This is a genomic window from Azospirillum sp. RU38E, assembly GCF_900188385.1.
GTDB lineage: Bacteria > Pseudomonadota > Alphaproteobacteria > Azospirillales > Azospirillaceae > Niveispirillum.
The window spans coordinates 1-20,940 of sequence record NZ_FZOI01000020.1 but is presented as its reverse complement, the minus strand read 5'-3'; the positions used below and the strand labels follow the sequence as shown (position 1 = coordinate 20,940).

The following is a 20,940-nucleotide window of genomic DNA, read 5'->3' as shown; positions in this document are numbered from 1 at the left end:
CCCCGGCAAGGCCCCATCGCCCGGTGCTGACCGCAACCGATCGCCGACGGGGCCCTTCGCTGTTGAAGGAGGTTTGCGTGCAGGAATGGGTGCCCCCCACCCGCCCGGCCATGGGTCCGCAACCGGGCCGGCCGCTGGAGGCCATGACAGCCGTACCGGAACTGCCCGGCGATACCGGATGGGTGATCCGGCGTACCGGCTATGATCCGGAAAAGGCGGCTCAGAATGAAAGCCTGTTCGCCCTGGCCAATGGCACCCTGGGCGTCCGGGGTGGCATTGACGAGGTGCCCAGCCTGACCGACGCCACCTTTCTGGCCGATTTCTTCGAACAGGCGCCGATCCATTATCATGAACGGTTCCCCGGCTTCGCCACGGCCACTGACACCCGCGTGCCGGTGGCGGATGGCAAATATATCCGCGTCGTGCTGGGGGATGAGCCGGTGGATATACGCGATGGCCTGCTGGACGGGCTGTTGTGTGAACTGGACCTGCAGGCCGGCACCATGGGCCGCATCCTGCGCTGGACCAGCCCCAAGGGGGCCAGGGTAGAGATCGAGGGTCAGCGTCTGGTCTCCCTCGCCCATCCGCAATTGATGGCGGTGCGGCTGACCGTGCGCTCACTGGATTACAGCGGGCCAGTGGCCCTGCTCTCCAGCATTCAATGGGGCAAGCGGGCGGAGAAACAGGGCGACGATCCGCGCATCGGCGTCACCCTGGGCCATGGCGGGGTGGACAGCCAGCCGGTGGAACAGAATGGCGTGCCGGCGGGGTTGGTGCAGCAGGCCCGCTTCAGCCAGCGCATCGCCGTCATCCGCCAGACCCACCGGCCGGGGCCGGGGCTTGCGGCGGAACCGGTCTGGCAGACCCTGCATTCCCTGGTGGAGCCGTTCAGCGGCACATTGACACCCGGACAGGAATTGACCATCGAGAAATTCGTCGCCTATGGCACCGCCGAACAGGCCGGGCCGGAGATCGCCCAGGCCCTGTTTGAGGAAACGGGCGGCGTGCTGGCCGCCGCCCGCGCCATGGGCTGGGATGGTATCGCCCGCCGTCAGCGCCAGGAACTGGACAAGTTCTGGGGCGATGCCGATGTGACGATCGAGGGCGACCCGGCCCTGCAACAGGCCATCCGCTTCAACCTGTTCCACCTGTTCCAATCGACCGGCCGCACCGGCACCAGTTCCATCGCCGCCAAGGGGCTGACGGGCGAAGGCTATGAGGGTCATTATTTCTGGGATACTGAAACCTTCGTGCTGCCCGCCCTGGCCCTGACTGATCCGGGGTTGGCGCGGCGGATGCTGGAATATCGCGTGCGCGGGCTGGAACGGGCCCGCGCCCATGCGCGGGCCATGGGCCATGCGACCGGCGCGCTTTACCCCTGGCGCACCATCGCCGGGGATGAATGTTCAGCCCATTATCCCAGCGGGTCGGCGCAATATCATATCAACGCCGATATCGCCTTTGCCGTGCGCTTTTATGAGGAGGTGACGGGCGACAGCACCTTCCTTTACACCCATCTGGCGGAAATGCTGTTTGAAACGGTACGCATCTGGCCGCAGATCGGCCGTTTCAACCCGCGCAAGGGCGGTGTCTTCACCATCCATGAGGTGACGGGGCCGGATGAATATACGGCATTGGTGAATAATAATTTTTACACCAACAGCATGGCGCAGGCGCATCTGGCCCATGCCGCCGACCTTTACCGCCGCATGGCGCGGGAAGCGCCCGACCGGCTGGCGGTTCTGGCAGGGCAGATCGGGTTGATGCCGGCGGAGGCCGATCTCTGGCAGCGGGCAGCAGATGCCATGTATCTGCCCACCGACCCGCTGCTAGGCGTCTCCCCGCAGGATGATGATTTCCTGGACAAGCCGCTGTGGGATTTCGCCGGCACGCCGTTGGATAAATTCCCCCTGCTGCTGCATTTCCATCCGCTGGCCCTGTACCGCCATCAGGTCTGCAAGCAGGCCGATGTGGTACAGGCCATGCTGCTGGCCGGGCAGGCCATGGATAGCGGGCTGAAGCGGCGCAATTTCGCCTATTATGAACCGATCACCGTGCATGACAGCACGCTGTCCCCCAGCACCCATGCCATCATCGCCGCCGAACTGGGGGAGGCGGAAAAGGCGCTGGCCTATTATCACCAGACCGCCCGGGTGGACCTGGACGATCTGCATGGCAATGCCAGCCATGGCGTACATATGGCCGCCATGGCGGGGAGCTGGCTGGGCATCGCCTGGGGCTTTGGCGGCCTGCGCTGGCATGGCGGCATCGCCCGGTTCCGCCCCACCCTGCCTGCCGGCTGGGCCGCCTATGGCTTCGGCATCCTCTGGCAAGGGCGGCGGCTGCGGCTGCAGGTGACGGCGGCGGGCGCCTGTTACAGCCTGCTGGAGGGCGCGCCCCTGACCCTTCACCATTATGGCAAGCCTTTCTCCCTGACCGCCGGGGAAAGCCACTGCCTGGCGCTCTCCCCCTTCCCCTGGCCGGCCCGCGCCTTGATCTTTGATCTGGACGGGGTGCTGACCGACACGGCAGAGGCGCATTATCAGGCGTGGAAGCGGCTGGCCGACGATCTGGGCGTGCCCTTCGACCGCCGCCGGAATGAAGCGATGAAAGGCATCGACCGCGACACGTCGCTGACCATGCTGCTGGACGGGTCGGGCCTGACCCTTTCGCCAGCAGCACGGCAAAAGGCCACCGACACCAAGAACGGCTATTATCAGGCGATCATCGCCGGCTACAGCCCGGCCGACCTGTTTGACGGCGTGCGGCCGCTGCTGGCCCAGGCGCGGGCGGCGGGGCTGAAGATCGGCGTCGCCTCGGCCAGCCGCAATGCCCCCGCGCTGCTGGACAGGCTGGGCATCCTGGACCTGCTGGACCATGTGGCCGATGCCGGGGCCATCGCCCACCCCAAGCCGGCCCCCGACATCTTCCTGTCGGTGGCCGCTGCCCTGGGGGTTGCACCCGGTGAATGTATCGGCATTGAAGACAGCCAGGCCGGCATCACCGCCATCAAGGCCGCCGGCATGGTCGCCATCGGCATCGGCGACCGGGCGTTGCTGAAGCAGGCCGACACGGTATTCCCCCGTGTCGGGGAGATCGACCTGCCGGATGTGGTCGCTGCCGCAGACAATAGAGAGGGCAAATCATCGCTTAAGACTGCTTAAAGGCTCGCCGAATTGATCTATCTCATAAGTACGGAGGCGGGTGGGTGCGGTTATGGAATCGTTAACGAAGTTCCCTTAATCCCCTACAGGGAGTAAGAGAGGGAACGATCATGCGCCTTAGCATTAAAATAAAAGTTGTTGGAATTGTCACTGTTCTGGCCCTGCTTTCGCTGACGCAATCTCTTGTTCAGGGTTTCTTCGCCTGGCAGGGAATGAGTACGGCTGAACAAGCATCGGATAGTAACCGGCAGGCCGCCATCATGCTGGATGCCGCCGGAAAACTTGCAGTGGAACGGGGCAGCACGAATGCGGCCATCGCGGGCGCTGCCACCAGCGCCGAACAGCGCGCGGCGGTGGACAAGGCGCGCCAGGCGGTGGATGCCGCCCTGGTCAATGTCCGGGCCGCCATGCAACAGGCCGGGCAGAAAGCCGGGCCGCTGCAGTCCGCCCTTTCCAGCCTGGACAGCGCCAGGACCAAGGCGACCGCAGCCATGGATGGAACCGGCGCGCGGGAACCCGGCCCCTGGTTCGCCACGGCCACCGGTGTCATCGAAAATCTGCTGGCCCAGGCCCGGCAGGATATTGCCGGCATTGCCCTGTCGGACGAGGCCGCTTTGGCCGAAGGTCTGGCCGTGACCACCGATCTGGCGGTGGTGGCCGAACATCTGGGCCGGCAGCGCGGCATGGTGGCTGGCATCATTACCACTGGCAAGCCCCCAACCCCGGCCCAGCTGGGGGCCATCGGCCATGCCAGCGGGGCCATCACCATCAGTCTGGCCGGGGCCGAAGCACGGGCCAGCCGGCTGGACCCGGCTTTCCGCGATGCCGTCAGCGTAGCCGCCCAGGCGACCGCCCGCATTGATACAGAGTTGAAGCAGGTACTGGCCGCTGCTGCGTCGGGTGCCGCCTATCCGGTGGACAGCCAGGGTTGGTTCAAATCCGCCAGCGCCGCCATTGACACGGTAATCCAGGCCCGTCAGAAACTAGAACAGGCCACTAGCGCCAAGGCAACGGCCCTGCGCAGCGCCCGCGGCTGGGGCCTGACGGGCGCCAGTCTGGTGGTGCTGGTCGGGCTCTGCATGGTGGGGCTGGCCATCCTGATCGTGACGCGTCAGATCCTGCACCCGCTGGCCGAACTGGGCCACGCCATCGGCCTGTTCGCGCGGGAGGATTACAGCGCCGATGTGCCCCATGCCACCCGCCAGGATGAACTGGGCGCCATGGCCCGGTCGGTTGCCGTGCTGAAACAGGCCGGCCAGGAGGCCGCCCGCCTGCGCGCGGTGGAGGCCGACCAGCGCGCCGCCCGCGACCGCCATACGGCCGAACTGGAACGGCTGATCGCCGATTTCGACGTCACCGCCTCCCTGGCCATCCGGGAGATGTCGTCGGCCTCCACCGAGCTGGAAGCCACAGCAGCGCAGATGTCCGGCATTTCCGGGGAGACGCTGCGCCAGTCGCAGGCGGCCACCGGGGCCACCAACGCCGCCAGCGACAAGATCCAGGCCGTGGCTGCCGCCGCGGAGGAATTGTCCGGTTCCATCGGCGAAATCCAGCGCCAGGCCAGCCGGTCCAGCCAGTCCGCCGGCCAGACCATGGAACAGGCCGAACAGGCCGACCATACGCTGGCCAGTCTGGCCAGTGCCGCCCAGCGCATCGGCGAAGTGGTGGGCCTGATCTCCAACATTGCCGCCCAGACCAATCTGCTGGCACTCAACGCCACGATTGAAGCCGCCCGCGCCGGGGAGGCCGGCAAGGGCTTTGCCGTGGTGGCAGGGGAAGTGAAGGCCCTGGCCACCCAGACGGCCCGCGCCACCGACGACATCACCGGGCTGGTCGGCGAAATCCAGAAGGTGGCGGAACAGTCGGTTGCCGCCATCCGGCAGGTCAGCGCCGCCATCGCCGGCCAGAACCAGATCGCCGAAGAGATCGCCCATGCGGTGGAACAGCAATCCGCCGCCACCTCTGAAATTGCCGGCAGCGTGTCGGACGCGGCGGGCAGCGTAGTGCAGGTGGATGATGCCATGGGGCAGGTGACGGGGGCGGCAGAGGAAGCGGGCGAGATGTCCCGTCAGGTCTCTCTCGCCTCCTCCAACCTCGCCCGCAACGCCACAATGTTGCAGGATGAGATCACCCGCTTCTTCGCGGCCATCCGGGCGGCGTAATACTAAGGGGCATGTCCCATGCCCCTTAGTATGAAACCAACGATCATCATTCATGACCGTTGGTAATGCTGCAACCGCCGCCGGGCCGCTTGGTAGCGGCGTAGCCAAGCCAGCGGATGCTGGCGCCGGCGATGGAGGGGCACGAGAGCTTGACCATCGGTCATGATTTCGTGCCACGGGTATAAAGCACAGCCCCCGGCGCACCGTAAAATCCATCTGCGTTACCGGGGCGGGGCGGTGTAAGTTACCCTTCTACGCCACCCCCGCCCCGGAACAAGATGCAAAGCTGGCTGGTCCTTACCCTGTCGCTGGTCTATCTGGCCGCCCTGTTCGGCATCGCCTGGCAGGGCGACCGGTTGGCGGACAAGCATTCGGGTGCGGCACAGGGGGGGCGTGCCCCCCTGCTCTATGCCCTGTCGCTGGCCGTCTATTGCACCTCCTGGACCTTTTACGGGGCCGTGGGTCGGGCGGCCAATGGCGGGTTTGATTTCCTGTCCATCTATGTCGGCCCCATCCTGATGATCGGGCTGGGCTGGCCCATCCTGGCCAAGATGGTGCGGGTGGCGAAGGCGGAAAACACTGTCTCCATCTCCGACTTCATCTCCGCCCGTTATGGCAAAAGCCGGGTGCTGGCGGCCTTTGTCACCTTCATCGCCGTGCTGACGGTGCTGCCCTATTTCGCCTTGCAGCTGAAGGCCATCACCATCAGCCTGGAGGCGATTTCCGGCAATATGTTCGGCGGCCCCCTGCTGGACAAGCCGGGCCAGAACACCTTCATCATCACCTGTACCATGGCCCTGTTCGCCATCCTGTTCGGGGTGCGCAACATCCACGCCAATGAACATCATCGCGGGCTGATGACCGCCATTGCCGCGGAAAGTCTGGTGAAGCTGCTGGCGGCCCTGGTGGTGGGCGGCGGGATCGTTTTCGCCGTGGCCGGCGGCCCGTGGGAGATTTTCGATCAGGCGATGGAACGACCGGAACTGCGTGAGATTCTGACCCCGCATCTGGATGGCGGCTGGTGGACCATGACGCTGCTGGCCGCACTCGCCATCATCTGCCTGCCGCGTCAGTTTCATGTGGCAGTGGTGGAAAACACCCATGTCGGGGATATACGTACGGCCTCCTGGCTGTTCCCAGCCTATCTGGTGGGGATCAACCTGTTCGTCATGCCGGTAGCACTGGCGGGGTTGCTGATGTACCCCGATGGCAGCGTCAATGCCGACACGTTCCTGGTGACCATTCCGCTGGAACTGGGGCATCCCGGCATGGCGCTGCTGGCCTTCATCGGCGGCCTGTCGGCCGCCACCAGCATGATCATTGTCGGGGCGGTGGCGCTTTCCACCATGGTCTGCAACGATATCATCGTGCCGGTGCTGATGGCCTATCGCCCGGCCATGAAGCGCTGGCAGGATGATCCCAAGCCCATGCTGCTGACCGTGCGGCGGTTGACCGTGCTGGCCCTGCTGACCATGGCCTATTTCTATTACCTGTTCATCGGCACCACCTTTCCGCTGGCCACCATCGGCACGGTTTCCTTTGCGGGGGTGGCGCAGTTCGCCCCGCCCCTGCTGCTGGGCCTGTTCTTCCGGCGCGTCACCAAGGCCGGCGCCATTGCCGGGCTGGGGGCGGGCTTCATCACCTGGGCCTATACGGTGCTGGTACCCAGTTTTGTGGTGGCTGGGCTGATCCCTGGTTCGATGATGGATGAGGGACTGTTCGGCATCTCCTGGCTGACGCCCGCCGGGCTGGGCGGCATCCATGATCTGGACACGCTGGCCCATGGCGCGCTGGTCAGCCTGGGGCTGAATCTGCTGGCGCTGGTGCTGGTCTCCTTCTTCACCCGACAGTCCGACCTGGAAAAACAGCAGGCGCGGCGCTTTGTGTCCCAGCGCTCCGACGCGCGGGACGGGCGGCAGGCGCCGCGCGGCGCCATCCTGGCCGATTTGCATGAGCTGGCCGCCCGTTATGTCGGCGCCAAACGGGCGGATGCCGTCTTTCTCGACCTGACGCAGCTGTCCAACCCGCGGTCGGACCAGTTCAAGGTAGCGCTGGAAGCCCGCATCGATGAAGAGGCGATCCAGGCCACCGAATGGCTGCTGGCCGGCGCCATTGGCAGCGCCTCGGCCCGTGTGGTTGTGGCCAGCCTGCTGTCTGACCGGCGGCTCTCCCGCTCCGATGCGCGGTCGATCATCGACGAGGCATCACGCGCCATTCTGGACCAGCATATGCTGCTGCGCTCCACCCTGGAGAATGTCGGCAAGGGCATCTGCGCGGTGGACAAGGATTTCCGCCTGCTGCTGTGGAATTACCGGTTCCTGGAGCTGCTGGATGTGCCGGAGGGGTTGATCACTGTCGGCACGCCGCTGGGCCAGCTGGTGGCCTATCTGCAAAGCCGGGGGGAATTCGGGCGCGAGGGTGAGGTGGAAAGCCTGTTCATGCGCCGGCTGGACCCGAAACGCCGCGACCAGGATGACGTGTTCCACCGCACACGGCCCGATGGCACGGTGCTGGAAATCAGTTCCAACCCCATGCCCGACGGCGGGTTCGTCGCCGTCTATAATGACATCACCGACAAGCACCGCGCGGCAGAGGCGTTAAGGGCGGCCAATGAGGGGCTGGAGCGCGGCATCGCCGAACGCACCACCGACCTGGCCGCCGCCAAACAGGAGGCCGACCGCGCCAACCAGGCGAAGACCCGCCTGCTGGCCGCCGTCAGCCACGATCTGTTGCAGCCACTGCACGCCGCCCGCCTGTTCATCTCCGCCGCGCTGGAGCGCGGGCAAGACCCGCTGGTGACCCAGGCGGATGCCGCCCTGCGGTCGGTGGAACAGCTGCTGGGCGATCTGCTGGATGTCACCAAACTGGATACCGGGGTGGTGAAGCCCAACCGCACCGCCGTGATGGTGGACGATATCCTGCGCCCGCTGGCGGAGGAGCTGGGCGTGGTGGCCGACCGGCATGGGCTGCGCCTGCGCCGCGTGCCCTGCCTTGCCAGCGTGGATACCGACGCGGTGCTGCTGCGCCGCATCCTGCAGAATTTCCTGGCCAATGCGCTGCGCTATACGCCCAAGGGCCGCATCCTGCTGGGCTGCCGGCGGGTGGGCGACCATCTGCGGATTGAGGTGTGGGACACCGGCCCCGGCATTCCCCCCGAACGCCAGCGGGAGATTTTCCAGGAATTCCGCCAGCTGGACACCGGCCCTGGCGACCGGGACAAGGGGCTGGGCCTGGGGCTTTCCATTGTGGAGCGCTTTGCCGCCATCCTGGGCCACCGGATAGGCCTGCGCTCCACCGTTGGCAAAGGCAGCTGTTTTTTCGTGGAGGTGCCGCTGGCGACCACCCCGGCGGCGCCAAGCCGCCCCACCAGTGCCGTGCAGGTGACGGGGTTGCAGGGCACGCTGGTGCTGTGTGTGGAAAATGAGCCCGCCATCGCGGAGGCCACCCGCGCCCTGCTGACCGGCTGGGATTGCCAGGTGGTCTGGGGCAAGACGGGGGAGGCCGCCCTGGCCGCCCTGGGCGATGCCAAACCGGATGTGCTGCTGACCGATTTCCATCTGGATCACGGCGCCAGCGGGCTGGACGCCTTGGCGCTGGTGCGCGCCCGCTTTGGCGAGACCCTGCCAGCCGCCGTGGTCACCGCCGACCGCAGCGACGCCGTGCGGGAAGCGGTGACGGCGGTAGGTGCGCGTATCATCTACAAGCCCGTGCGGCCTGGTGCCTTGCGCGCCCTGCTGACCCAGATGACAGCCGAACGGCGGCGACCAGCCGCCTGATCGTCAATTGCCGGGATCAGAAAGACGCTGACGGCAGTGGATCAACGCTGTCATTCAGCAGTTCCAGCAAGATGGGAAAGGCATGGGGGCGATCCAGCAATTCCAGCCCGATCGAGCCATCCTTGCAGTCACCCAGGTGGCGGATCGTTGCCGGCAGATGTGACCAGCTGCCACAATCGGCCCGCAGCACGGTGATATCCACGGCCATGCCCACGGCCAAGCCGGACGCGGGCAGCTCCAACCGGACCCGCAGGCCCCCGAATGACCAATCCAGCAGGCGCGCCGGGTAACCGGCGACCATCAGGAACATGGGCAGCGTCACGGTGCGGGGGTGCAGCCGCCGCTCACAAGGGCTCTCTGGCATACGCATGATGTGATTATTTTGACGCAATTTTGGCCGGCTTGGTAGAAAATTCCGAACCCAAATATTCTGCATAAATAAAGAAAAAGGGCGGTCCGTTGCCGGACCGCCCCTTCCCCTTGTTCTGAACGGATTAGGATCAGAACTGGTAACGCACACCAACCTGGATCTTCCAGACGGAAGCGCGGTTGTTGATCTGTTCCGTCACATCGCGGCCGGTGGAGGTGAAGACATACTGGCCGTTCTGAATCGTGGCCTGCGGGCCGGCGATGGACTGGAAGAACGGCACGCTCTGCTGACGGCCCCAATTCTTGTTGATCAGGTTGGTCAGGTTGATGATGTCCAGCGTGAACTCAGCCTTGTGGCCTTCGATCGGGCTCGGGATTTCCTGGGCCAGCTTGGCATCGACCTGATAGGTCCAGGAGCTTTCAAACGCACCGCGCGGCACGATGCCACCACGATACTTGTCCAGCCCGTTGCGGCTGATATAGGCATCCATATCAGCCGGCTTGATGGAACCGGCAGCGTTCCAGTTCACCAGCGGATCAGTGGCACCGGTCGGCACATACAGGGCCTGACGCGACGTGTTGCCACGGCAGGCCGGATCGCCGAACGGATTGGCCGTGGAGGAGCAGGAGAAGCTGTAGGTGTAGGGCTTGCCGGAGAAGGCCTGACCGAACAGGCTGATCGACGACTTATAGCCATCGAAATATTCGATGCTGTAGGTCGCGTTGGACGTGAAGCGGTGCTTCTGCTCGTACGAGGAAACGCCCAGCAGATCAGAGTTCGGATCGGTGGTTACAAAATTCCCGTAGTTGGAGCTGGCGACAGAGCTGGTGCCCTGGCTGGCATCATCCACATCCTGATAGGCATAGCCCACACCGAAATCGATATTGCCGTAATCCGTCTCCCAATTATTGGAAGCGAACAGCGACAGCACCAGACCCTTACCCTTGTCGGTATTGGTCAACACCAGATCGGAACCGGCCGGACGGGCAACCGTGGCACCGGCAGAATTAACCGTGGTCTGCGCCTTCTGGCTGTAGATCGGGCGGCCATCCGGCGCGGTGCCGGTCTGGACCAGGCGCAGATCCTTGTAGAAGGTCGCGTCCTTGACGCGGGTATAGATCGCCTCAGCCGTGATCAGCCAGTTATCGCCCAGGCCCGGAATATCCAGCTTCTGGTCGACCGCCATGCTGAACTTCCAGGAGGACGGCATCTCGAAGTTCGGGTCAAGCGCATTGACAAAGCCTTCACCCAGTGCCGACAGGCGAGCCACCGCCGCCGTCGGCACCTGACCGGTCACACCGTTCAGCAGACCCGGAATAGCCGCGGTGACCGCATCGCCATTGGTGTCCAGGCTGCGCTGGGTTACGCCGTCATTGCTGTAATTGTTGGACAGCCAGACGGCGGGGCCGACACCGGAGAACAGGCCGGCACCACCACGGAACTTGGTGCTGTCCGTCGCCTCATAGGTGAAGCCCAGGCGCGGCAGCCACAGATCCTTGCCGTCCAGCGTCTCGGTGTTGGAGAAGCCGTAACGGGAAGCGAAATTGGCATTGGCAACGGGCTTGTCGTCACTCTTGTACAGCTCGTAGCGCAGACCGCCCTGCAGCTGGAAGTCCGGGGAGATGTCCCAAGTATCCTGCAGGTAGAAGGAGTGCTGGGTATATTTCCAGCTCGCCGCGGCATCATTGGCGTTGCCCGACACCGCATTGGCGTAGCGGAAGCGGCTGGCCTTGCGGGCCTGGAAATCAGCGATGGAGGCAAATTCCCACTGGCCCAGGGAGCGCTGCAGGAACAGGTTGAAGTAATCGTACTTGTCGTATTCGTAGCCGCCGACGATCTTGTGATCGCCCAGCAGATAGGTACCCTTCAGCTTGGCGCTGTCGGTCGTGGTGGTCAGATAGTTGCTGTGCGAGGACAGGTCCGGCCCGAACACGGCCTGGGTACCGCTGGTGCCCGGCGTGGTGTTGATGCGGAATTCGCCAAAACCCAGGCCGTTCAGCGGGTCGCGCAGCGATTCCACATCCTTGCGGGCCACCTTGACTTCGGTGGAGAAATCGGACGTCCAGTCGGAGAACAGCTGGAACGAGTAGCTGTTCATGATCTGGGTGCGGTTGTAGAAATTCGACTGCAGCGACAGCGTGCGCGGCGTGGCGCTGGTGCTGGAGGTCGCGTCGATGATGTTGTTGCCCTCATTGCGCTGATAGGCAAAGGAGGCACGATGGTCGTCGTTGATATTCCAGTCCAGCTTGGTGAGGATCTTCTCATCCGCTTCCGGCAGGGTGCCGTCCGCCAGACCCAGCGTGTCGTAGCCGTAGACATCCTTAGCGATCTGGCGGATCTGCTCCACCTGCGCGGTGGTGATGCCGGAAACCGGGTTGCCGAGGCCGCTGTCAGACGTACCGTAAATCACCGGGGCTTGGTTACGATACTTCTCATAATTGACGTAGAAGAACACCTTGTCCTGGATCAGCGCGCCGCCCAGCGAACCACCCCAGGTGCGTTCCTTGTAGGGGCTGATCAGGTTACGGCGGCCGCCGCTGCGGTCGCCGGACAGGTTCTCATCGCCATAATAATAATAGAAGGAGCCGTGCGGCGTGTTTTCGCCCGACTTGGTGACGATGTTGATGGTACCGCCCTGGAAGCCGGAATATTCAACGTCGTAAGGGGCGGTCAGAACCGACAGGCCGCCAATGGCTTCAACGGAAAGCGGCGCGCGCTGGGTCGGATAGCCACCACCATTCAGGCCGAAATCGTCGTTCTGCTTCACGCCGTCAACCGTCAGGCTGTTGAAGCGGTTGTTGGAGCCGGCGATCTGGATGGCATTGGAATTGGTGACGTCAACAAAGACCTTGGGGTCGTTGCGGACGATGTCCTTCAGATCGCGGTTGATCGTCGGGGCATTCTCAATCTGCCGCTCGCTGAAGCGGGTGCCGATGCCAACCGTGGTGGGGGCGGAACGCTGCCCGGTGGCAACAATCTCGCCAACGCTCTCACCCAGCGTCAGGTCCAGGGCATAGGGCTCACCCAGCGACACGAACACGCCGTCAACCACCTGCGGCTGGGCGTTGGCGCTGCTGACGGTCACGGTGTAGGGGCCGCCGACGCGCAGACCGGAGGCCTGGAAGCGGCCTTCACTGTTGACGGTCGTAACGGAACGGGTGCCCGACGGGGTATGGACGATTTCAACCTGGGCGCCAACGGCCGGCGCACCGGACGAGGTGGTGATGCTGCCCGTCATCGACGAGGTGGTCTGCTGTGCGAAAGCCGGCACAACCCAGGCAGAAGCAACGGCAATGGCGGCCACGCCGGCGCCAAGCTTCAGGGAACCCAGGTGACGACGCAGCACGGCGGCCGCCTTTTTGTTTGGATTGCTCATTTACAATGCCCCCAATTACCGAGCCATATGGATGGCGCGGACAAGACCAGATGCAGATGACGATTAAGTAACGCATATATTACAGTTCGATGACAACGCAGCTGGAAACTCGCCGTGCGGCGGTCGCGCGGGCTATATCTCGGCCAGCGTATCATTCGCGCCACAGTACCGCAGCGCACAGCGGGCAATAATTGCCAATTTGGCTTGCATCTATGTGTTCGATATTGTCCTTCCTGTTGCAGCGCACCCAACCCGAGGCGCAGCAAGCGCCCAGCATGGAGCAATCCCCGTGATTCGGACCTTCCGTATTGCTGCTCTCACCAGCATCACCTTCCTCAGCCTTGGTGGCACCGCCTGGGCCAATGGCAAGGTGGAGCTGCAGGTTCTGGCCACCACCGATCTGCATATGTATCTGAAGGATTACGATTATTATGCGGATAAACCGGACCCCGCCGTAGGCTTGGTGCGGACGACTCAGCTGATCCGGGCGGCGCGGGCGGAGAACCCCAATACGCTGCTGCTGGATAATGGCGATCTGATCCAGGGTACGCCGATGGGCGACTGGGTGGCGCGCCAGCGCGGCGTCACCAAGGACAAGGTTCATCCGGCCATGGCGGTGATGAACCTGCTGGGCTATGACGCCGCGGTACTGGGCAACCATGAATTCAATTACGGGCTGGACCTGCTGGGCGCCACCTATGCGGGTGCCAGGTTCCCGGTGCTGGCCGGCAATGTGTTCAAGGTGGATGTTGACAGCGACCCGCCCAACGACAAGACGCTGTACCCCGCCTATGTCATCCAGGAACGCAAGCTGGTGGATGCGGAAGGCAAGAGCCAGACCATCAAGGTCGGCCTGCTGGGCCTGCTGACACCACAGATCATGATCTGGGACAAGGACAAGCTGGAAGGCCGTGTCACCACCCGCGACATCGTGGATATGGCGAAAATCTATGTGCCGGAGATGAAGGCCAAGGGGGCGGACGTGGTGATCGTCATGTCCCATGCCGGCATGTCCTTCACCCCGCGCCAAGGCGGGGAAGAAAACGCCTCCAACTATCTGACCGAACTGCCGGGCGTGGATGCCGTCATCACCGGTCACAGCCACCGCGTCTTCCCGTCCAAGGATTATGACGGTTTGCCGGGGGCGGACCTGAAGCGCGGCACCGTGAATGGCAAGCCGCTGGTGATGGCTGGCAGCTATGGCAGCCATCTGGGTGTGATCAAGCTGACGCTGGAAAAGCAGGGCAAGGAATGGAAGGTGGTGGATGGCAGCGGCAGCGCCCGCCCCATCCAGCAGCGCCAGGATGGCAAGACCATCAGCAGCGAACCGGATGCCGAGGTAGCCACCCTGCTGACCCCGGCGCATGACGGCACGCTGGCCTATGTGCGCAGCCCGGTGGGCCGCACCACGGCCCGCATCCATTCCTATTTCTCCTATCTGGGCGACAGCGCCGGGGTGGATCTGGTGGCCAAGGCCCAGCGCGCCTATATCGCGCGGGAACTGGCCAGCACCGATTATGCCAAGCTGCCAATCCTGTCGGCGGTCGCGCCCTTCAAGTCCGGCGGGCGGCCCGGCGTGCATTTCTATACCGACATCCCGGCTGGCGAGGTTGCCATCCGCAACGTCGCCGACCTCTATGTCTATCCCAACCAGCTGGCGGCGGTGAAGCTGACGGGCGCCCAGGTGCGCGACTGGCTGGAAGCGTCATCGCGTGCCCTCTCCGTCATCAACCCGAAATCCAGCGACCCGCAGCCGCTGGTGAACACCCGGGTGCCGGCCTATAATTTCGACATTCTGGACGGCGTCACCTATGCCATCGATCTGACCCAGCCGGAACGGTTTGACCGGGATGGCAAGCTGATCAATCCGGATGCCCACCGCATCGTCAATCTGACCTATCAGGGCAAGCCGGTGACGGATGACCAGCTGTTCATCGTTGCCACCAATACCTATCGCGCCAATGGCGGCGGCACCTTCCCGCATCTGGATGGCAGCAGCATGGTCTATCAGTCGCCGGATACGGTGCAGCAGGCCATTGTTGACTATGTGCGGACCAAGGGCGTGATCGACCCCACCACCGACAATACGTTCAGTTATGTGCCGCTGCCGGCCAATGTCACCATCACCTATGATACAAACCCGCAGGCGCAAGGCCTGCTGGCAGAACAGCCGCGGCTTTCCTATATCGGGCCGGCGGAAGATGGCTTCGCCCGGTTCAAGTTTGACCTGTCAGCCAAGGGTGGGGCGAAATGAGCCGGCCGCGCCTCTATCTGGCGGGGCCAGACGTCTTCCTGCCCGACCCCATGGCCGCTGCGGCGGCCATGAAGGCGATCTGCGCCGAGCTGGGGCTGGAAGGGGTCTTCCCCATCGATGCCGCCCTGGCACCCGCCGCCGGTGAGCCCGGCACCGCCTTCGCCGCCCGCATCCGGCAGGCCAATCTGGACCTGATCCGGGGGGCCGATGGCGTGATCGCCAATTGCAGCCCCTTCCGCGGGCCCTCGGTGGATGATGGTACGGCCTATGAAATGGGCTATGCCACGGCTTTGGGAAAGCCGGTCTTCCCCTGGGCGGGCGATATCCGCCCGCTGCTGCAACGCACCCAGGCACGGCAATATCTGGCCCATGATGGCCGTGTCTGGCGCGATGCCGACCAGATGGAGGTGGAGGAATTCGGCCTGCCGGTGAACCTGATGCTGGTCGACCCGGCCACCGGCCCGGTGGCCGGCAGCTTCGAACGGGCGGCAGAGGCGGCAGCCAACTGGTTCAATCGGGGACTTTAAGGGGAGAGTATCACCCTATGCCTAGGTCCACCGCCCCCTGGAACACGACAGAATAAATGGAAGGTTACCCTTTTGGCAGAGCGACATAGAATGATCGGCCCCTTCCGTATGTCTTTGTGAATGCCACACAACAAGCCGATTCATTAGAACCGGGCGCGTTTAAACGGAAACGCACCCGGTTCTAATATACCCAAGTGCCGAATAAATTCGGCACTTGGGTATATTACGCGGCTTTCACATCCGCCAGGAAGGTGCTGACCACATCCGTCAGCTGGTCGGATTGCTGCTGAACATTGGATGCCACGCCCAGCACCTGGATGGCCGCCGTCCCCGTCTCCCCCGCCGCGGAGCGGACGCAGACGATGGTGGACGACACGTCATGGGTGCCGATGGCCGCCTGCTGCACATTGCGGGCGATTTCCTGCGTGGCTGCCCCCTGTTCCTCAATCGCGGCGGCGATGGCGGCGGAGATTTCATTCACCTTGGCAATGGTGCCGGTGATGGACTGGATGGCCGCCACGGCCTGCTGCGTGGCATCCTGCACCTGCTGCACCTGGCCGCTGATCTCCTCCGTTGCCTTGGCGGTCTGGTTGGCCAGGCTTTTCACCTCACTGGCCACCACGGCAAAGCCCTTGCCGGCCTCCCCTGCCCGCGCCGCCTCGATGGTGGCATTCAGGGCCAGCAGGTTGGTCTGGCCGGCAATATCCTGGATCAGCTGCACCACGGTGCCGATCCGGCCCGCCGCTTCCGACAGGGTGGCAACGGTTTCGTTGGTATGTTCGGCCTTCTCATAGGCTTCGCGGGTCACCAGGGCGCTTTCGGCCACACGCCGGGTGATTTCCTCCAGCGAGGCGGAAAGTTCCTCCGTCGCCGATGCCACCGCCTGCACATTGGCGGATGCCTGCTCCGCCGCGCCGGCAACGGTGACGGACTGGTTGCTGGTCTGCTCCGACAAGGCCGACATGGATTGGGCAGAGGCGCGCATCTGCGTGCTGGCGGCCCCCAGCTGCCCGACCAGGGACTGAACCTGGCTGTCAAAGCCCCGCATCAGTGCCTCCAGCCGCTGGGCGCGCTTCTCCCGCGCTTCCCGCTGGGCGGTCTGTTCCGCCTCCAGGCGGCGGCGTTCCAGACCATTGGTCTTGAAGACCTCCACAGCGCGGGCCATGTCCCCCATCTCGTCACGATGATGGGTGAAGGGCACATCGACCGTCAGGTCGGCATTGGCCAGCCGGCCCATGGTGCCGGTCAGGGCCGCCACCGGGCCGGTAATGGAACGGGCAATAATCCAGGAGACGGCAGCCCCCAGCAGTACCGCCACAATGCCCAGCGCAATGCTGGTGGTGCGGGAATTGTCAATCCCGGCCACGACCTGCGGCCCCAACTGATCCTGGGCCGCCGTCTGCGAGCTGCGCAGCCGCCCGGTCACTTCGGTGAAACGGTCACCGGTCGGCACCAGCCGATCCTGCGTCAGCCGGGTCTGCGACAGCAGCAATTCCTTACTCTGCTTAACCCCAGCCATATAGGCGTTAATGCCCGTGACAATGTCGGTCACCACGGCGCGGCGCGCCGGGATCTGGGCCAGTTCGCCAAAGCTTTTCTCGGCTGCCACCAGGGTTGCCAGCCGTTCATCCAGGGTGGCGGCGGTCTTGTCATCACGTCGGTTCAGCAGGCGCTGCATATCCAGCCGCACCAGCAGATAATCCTGCATCAGCTGGGCCGAACGGCTGCCGGTACGCGTGTCATTCTCGGCGGCAGCCACGTCAATCAAGGCGTCCAGTTTCAGCCGGGTTTCCGGACCGATCTTGTCCAGAACATCCACCGTCAGGCGGTCCATCTCCTGGTCCAGCTTGGTGACCTGCGTGAAGAGGGATTCATAATCAGCAAGAATCCCCTTGGCTTCCCCCAGCATCTTGCGACGCTCCGGGTTGATCACCGCTTGCTCGGCCTGAGCGAGCAATTGTTCCAGTTCACGCAGCAATGTGGCCACGCGGGTGCTGTGCTGTTCCTCTCCCCCCAGCAGGAAGTCCTTCACCGAAGCGCGTACATCATCCGCTTTGGCATCCACCGCCCCCAGCAGGTTTGAATTACGGGCGATCCGCCGATATTCGGTAAAATTGCTGCTGATACCGGACAAGGACCAGATGGATAGCCCGACCATGGCCAGTAGAATGATCATAAGCAGCGCCTGCCCACCGACAATGCGCTGCGACACCTTAAAACGATCAAGTTTCATGAAATTCCCCCGCCCCATTTGCCACACTGGGACCTCTACGCCACACTTAGCGGACACAGAGCGCCAGCACAACCCTTGCATGGATATAAAACTAAACCATTGCATATCGGGGTATACTGACCAGAAGGTTAGGGTGTACTTAAGGCTATTTTAACCTGTTTATGAAAATACGAATTTTTCGATTAAAAATAATGTCTGGAATAAATTATCAAAATGCAAAATAATAGAGCAGATTTAATTAATATAAATTTGCATATGATCAATATCATCAGGCCGCAATAGGCCGGAATACATATCCCACCCCATAGACAACGCTGATCGGCAGTTCCATCCCACAGAATTGCGCGACCTTTCGGCGCAGACGACTGATCAACCCGTCAAGATTGCGTTCATTATAGCGCATGGAAGGACGATCCAGAGCAGCGATCAGATCCTGCCGGGGAATGGCGCTGCCGCGCGCCTTCATCAACTTGGCAATGCAGGCAAATTCCGTTGCCGTCAGTTGTACCTGGGCGCCGTGGGGGCTGGTCAGGCACCAGCTGGTATCCTCCAGCCGCCAATCCGTGACGGGGCGGGCATGGGCGGGCTTAGGAGCAACCGTCACCGTCTCTGACAGGCGGCGCAGCAGGCTGCGCACGTTGGCCTCCACCTCCCGCAGGCTGGCATGTTTGACAAGGTAGATATCGGCACCGCTGGCCAGCCCCGCAACCTTGTCATCCACGCCCCCCATGCCGGTCAGCATGATGATGCCGCAGGAAAGCCCGTACCGGTCACGGATTTCCCGCGCCAAATCAAAGCCATGGCAATCCGGCAGCCCGATATCCAGGATGACCAGATCAAAACGCTGCTGCGCCAGCAGGGCGCGGGCCTCTGCCCCATCGGCGGCCCCGCTGGCGCCATATTGTTTCAGGCAGAGATAATCGATCAGGTCGTTGCGCGGACCGTCGGCATCTTCGACCACCAGGATCTCAGGCATGGGCAAGCTCCCGTTCCGGTTGGGGGGCCGTCCACACTGGCGGGTGCGGCGGCAGGCGCAGGGTGACCAGGGTGCCGCAATTATCCGGGCCGGAATCGTGGCGCATGTCGCCCCCCATCTCGGTCAGAAAGCGGCGAACGATGAAGAGCCCCAACCCGGTCCCGGCCTGGCGGTTGGTGTTGGAGGCACGATAGAAGCGCTGGCCGATGGAAGCGCGTTCCAGCGGCGGAATGCCAATGCCGCGATCTGCGATGGTCAACAGCAGGCCATTGCCGTCGCGGGCCAGGGTGACCAGCACAGGACTGTCAGAAGGGGAATATTTCAGGGCATTTTCCAACAGATTGCGCAGGACGGCGCTGAGCAGGGCCGGATCGACCATCAGGGGCAAGCTGGCCGAAGTGGCGGTCAGCTGCACCCGCGTGGCCGCCCCCATATGGGCCAGCCCTTCCAGCACAGTGCCCAGCAGGGCCGACACGTCCAGCATCTCTGGCCGGGGGCGGACATGCCCCGCCCGCTCCTCATCCATCACCCGTTCAACCAAGCCTCCCACCCGGCGCACCCCATCGCGGATATCCGTCAGCCGGCGCTGGCCGGTGGGGGGCAGTTCCTGGCAGGTCAGCTGCAGCATCTCCGTCGCGCGGTCGATCCCGGCCAGGGGGGTGCGTATCTCATGGGCAACAATGTGCAGCAGCTGGCGATGCTCGGCGTGCAGCTGGCGCTCCGCCGCCAGCGTAGCCGCCAGCTGCTGTTCCAGATGGCGGCGATGCTCCACCTCGTGCGCCAGCTCGGCATTGCGCTGGCGCAGGCTGTGCTGCAGCCGCGCGCCCAACATGGCCAGAAAACAGATGAACCAGAGATGATGGGCAATGGCGGATTCGATCACCGTCCAGGGGAAGAACATGCGCGGGTCAATCACCCCATCCAGACGCAGCGCCAAACGGTAAAGCGACCAGCCATACTGTATCCCCAGATGAATAATAATGGCCGGCAGCAGCGTGTAGCGCAACCAGCCGCAATCCCCCCGCAACCGCCAGAGAACAGGCAGAGCCGAACCAAAACAGATGAGCCCCAGGCTGCCTGCGCAGATGGAGCGCAGCGCGCCATCTGCCGGATTGATCAACAGAGTCGCGGGCCAGTAAATCGCCGTGAAGATAATGCTGAACGGCACCAACCAGCGACGGGGGGGCGCGCCCAGAAAAACCATCACCCCATTCACACACAGGGGCACAGAGGCAGAGATCAGCAATGCCGGAACATAACCCGTCATTCCTGTTAGAAAGCCCGCTGCCGGGTTGTAGAAAATCCCGGCAATCGCCGCCAGGGCCCCCAAGATGAACCCCCCTGCAATCAGGGGAACCCCCGCCAAATGTCGATACGCCCCCCAGATCGCCACCGATATGGCAGCGTTCAGCATGGTCATGATGAACAGCAGGATCAGCAGGGCGTTCATAGCATATAAGACTATGATATCATTGGTGGAAGATTGTCTATGTATATCACTAATTTTTTTATTATAAAGGACAAGATCAAAGAATTTTCAAATTTTAACGTCGAAACATCCCATTTTCGATGCCATTGACTTAGATTAACGCGTTAAAATTATTAATAAGTTTAGAAATGAGACAAAAATTTCTACTTATTTTTCAATTCGCAGAATATTTAGAATACACACAACTATTTGAATGGCATATAAGAAGAAATGCGAGAAAAATCCATTTTTAACCGCAAAACTGATCATTTTTTAATTTTATCCCGGCCGTTAACGCTTCCTTTCTCCAATATCCATTGGTGTATGTCCGGAAATTTCCCTTTTTTCAACGTCTTACGCGATTTTATACTTCTCTCCACCGTCACCCATGCTGCGGCCGGGGTCCAGAATCACAGGCGCTTTGCTCCACGAACTGGACCCCGGCCGCAGCATGGGTGACGGGATTAAAACATTAACATTTTGAAAAATAAGGAAAAAATTTCAGACGGACTCTAGGGTCTGTTGACATTCGGCATAACATTGGGGATTCCCCCGCCGCTGAAATTCTGATTCAAGACTACCAAATGGAGGATAGCCTTGGATCGATCAGTTTTGAGCGACGGACAATGGGAGC

General features: G+C 62.8%; 10 protein-coding genes. 5 read left to right on the top strand and 5 right to left on the bottom strand.

Annotated features, from left to right (window positions below; all coding sequences use genetic code 11):
• Window positions 1–77: 77 nt before the first annotated feature.
• The 3 genes from pgmB (at window position 78) to CHB97_RS21995 (ending at window position 9,102) form a co-directional block, all read left to right on the top strand.
• Window positions 78–3,164: a beta-phosphoglucomutase gene (gene pgmB, locus CHB97_RS26915; RefSeq protein ID WP_089290171.1), complete on the top strand. Its 3,087-nt coding sequence runs from the start codon at window positions 78–80 to the stop codon at window positions 3,162–3,164.
• A 212-nt stretch (window positions 3,165–3,376) separates the two neighbouring features.
• Window positions 3,377–5,326 carry a methyl-accepting chemotaxis protein gene (locus CHB97_RS22000; RefSeq protein ID WP_160106148.1) on the top strand — a complete coding sequence of 650 codons (1,950 nt, stop codon included), beginning with the start codon at window positions 3,377–3,379 and terminating at the stop codon, window positions 5,324–5,326.
• Window positions 5,327–5,604: 278 nt separating this feature from the next.
• A complete protein-coding gene (locus CHB97_RS21995; RefSeq protein WP_089290169.1) occupies window positions 5,605–9,102 on the top strand; it encodes a PAS domain-containing hybrid sensor histidine kinase/response regulator in 3,498 nt (1,165 codons plus the stop codon).
• A gap of 16 nt (window positions 9,103–9,118) precedes the next feature.
• Here the strand turns inward: CHB97_RS21995 and CHB97_RS21990 are convergent, their stop codons facing one another.
• Together CHB97_RS21990 and CHB97_RS21985 are read right to left on the bottom strand one after the other, a co-directional pair.
• Window positions 9,119–9,472 carry a PilZ domain-containing protein gene (locus tag CHB97_RS21990; RefSeq protein ID WP_143271128.1) on the bottom strand — a complete coding sequence of 118 codons (354 nt, stop codon included), beginning with the start codon at window positions 9,470–9,472 and terminating at the stop codon, window positions 9,119–9,121.
• Between the two features lie 130 nt (window positions 9,473–9,602).
• Window positions 9,603–12,848 (bottom strand): TonB-dependent receptor, encoded by a 3,246-nt coding sequence (locus CHB97_RS21985; RefSeq protein ID WP_089290167.1) that lies wholly within the window; start codon window positions 12,846–12,848, stop codon window positions 9,603–9,605.
• Window positions 12,849–13,137: 289 nt separating this feature from the next.
• Here CHB97_RS21985 and CHB97_RS21980 point away from each other — a divergent pair, with 289 nt between their 5' ends.
• Window positions 13,138–15,102, top strand: a complete 1,965-nt coding sequence (locus tag CHB97_RS21980) for a bifunctional 2',3'-cyclic-nucleotide 2'-phosphodiesterase/3'-nucleotidase (RefSeq protein WP_244559667.1) — start codon at window positions 13,138–13,140, stop codon at window positions 15,100–15,102.
• Entirely contained in the window at window positions 15,099–15,629 is a 531-nt protein-coding gene (locus CHB97_RS21975; protein WP_089290166.1) for a nucleoside 2-deoxyribosyltransferase, read from the top strand. The genes CHB97_RS21980 and CHB97_RS21975 overlap by 4 nt, the downstream gene beginning before the upstream one ends.
• Window positions 15,630–15,852: 223 nt before the next feature.
• Here the strand turns inward: CHB97_RS21975 and CHB97_RS21970 are convergent, their stop codons facing one another.
• The 3 genes from CHB97_RS21970 to CHB97_RS21960 form a co-directional block, all read right to left on the bottom strand.
• Window positions 15,853–17,862 (bottom strand): methyl-accepting chemotaxis protein, encoded by a 2,010-nt coding sequence (locus tag CHB97_RS21970; protein WP_160106146.1) that lies wholly within the window; start codon window positions 17,860–17,862, stop codon window positions 15,853–15,855.
• Window positions 17,863–18,130: 268 nt separating this feature from the next.
• On the bottom strand, window positions 18,131–18,838 hold the full coding sequence (locus CHB97_RS21965; protein ID WP_089290164.1) for a response regulator transcription factor: 708 nt from the start codon (window positions 18,836–18,838) through the stop codon (window positions 18,131–18,133).
• Entirely contained in the window at window positions 18,831–20,288 is a 1,458-nt protein-coding gene (locus tag CHB97_RS21960; RefSeq protein WP_089290163.1) for a HAMP domain-containing sensor histidine kinase, read from the bottom strand. The genes CHB97_RS21965 and CHB97_RS21960 overlap by 8 nt, the downstream gene beginning before the upstream one ends.
• Window positions 20,289–20,940 lie beyond the last annotated feature (652 nt).

Coding starts and splice junctions, on each gene's coding strand:
- CHB97_RS21990 (WP_143271128.1), bottom strand. CDS start 9,472: ATGCGTATGCCAGAGAGCCCTTGTGAGCGGCGGCTGCACCCCCGCACC.
- CHB97_RS22000 (WP_160106148.1), top strand. CDS start 3,377: ATGAGTACGGCTGAACAAGCATCGGATAGTAACCGGCAGGCCGCCATC.
- CHB97_RS21970 (WP_160106146.1), bottom strand. CDS start 17,862: ATGAAACTTGATCGTTTTAAGGTGTCGCAGCGCATTGTCGGTGGGCAG.
- CHB97_RS21960 (WP_089290163.1), bottom strand. CDS start 20,288: ATGAACGCCCTGCTGATCCTGCTGTTCATCATGACCATGCTGAACGCT.
- CHB97_RS21995 (WP_089290169.1), top strand. CDS start 5,605: ATGCAAAGCTGGCTGGTCCTTACCCTGTCGCTGGTCTATCTGGCCGCC.
- CHB97_RS21965 (WP_089290164.1), bottom strand. CDS start 18,838: ATGCCTGAGATCCTGGTGGTCGAAGATGCCGACGGTCCGCGCAACGAC.
- CHB97_RS21975 (WP_089290166.1), top strand. CDS start 15,099: ATGAGCCGGCCGCGCCTCTATCTGGCGGGGCCAGACGTCTTCCTGCCC.
- CHB97_RS21985 (WP_089290167.1), bottom strand. CDS start 12,848: ATGAGCAATCCAAACAAAAAGGCGGCCGCCGTGCTGCGTCGTCACCTG.